The following is a 470-nucleotide window of genomic DNA, read 5'->3' as shown; positions in this document are numbered from 1 at the left end:
ACAACACCAAGACCAGCAATCATGTCTACCCAGTCAGTGCAGTGTTTTGGTAAAAAGAAGACCGCCACCGCCGTTGCTCACTGCAAGGCTGGCCGCGGTCTCATCAAGGTCAACGGACGACCTCTCTCCCTCGTCCAGCCCGAGATCTTGCGCTTCAAGGTCTACGAGCCTCTCCTCGTTGTTGGCCTCGACAAGTTTGCCAACGTAGATATCAGGGTCCGCGTGAACGGCGGAGCCGGCTCAAGAGAGTCCTTCGTCATGGTCAGCAGCGCGAGCCGCAGCGCGGCCCGGCCGTGCCCCGCGTCGGCCGCCCGTGTCCACCACAGCGCCGCCTCCGGCACGCTGCCCTCGCGGGCGAGGAGCAGGCCGAGGTTGAACGCCCCGCCCAGCGAACCGGCCTCCGCCGCCGCGCGGTACCAGCGCGCCGCCTCGACGACGTCGCCGCGCGCCGCCGCGAGCATGCCGACGCG

General features: G+C 67.7%; 2 pseudogenes. One reads left to right on the top strand and one right to left on the bottom strand.

Annotated elements, in window-relative coordinates:
• Window positions 1–21 precede the first annotated feature (21 nt).
• Window positions 22–180: pseudogene (gene rpsI / locus OFY01_RS32690) on the top strand (30S ribosomal protein S9); the annotation flags it as partial.
• On the opposite strand, the pseudogene OFY01_RS25160 reads toward rpsI, so the two are convergent.
• Window positions 162–470, bottom strand: a pseudogene (locus OFY01_RS25160) (hypothetical protein); the annotation flags it as partial. The pseudogenes rpsI and OFY01_RS25160 overlap by 19 nt on opposite strands.

The sequence above is a fragment of the Streptomyces beihaiensis genome (assembly GCF_026274175.1).
GTDB lineage: Bacteria > Actinomycetota > Actinomycetes > Streptomycetales > Streptomycetaceae > Streptomyces > Streptomyces beihaiensis.
The sequence above is the reverse complement of the archived record's forward strand: the minus strand, read 5'-3'. Positions and strand labels throughout refer to the sequence as shown.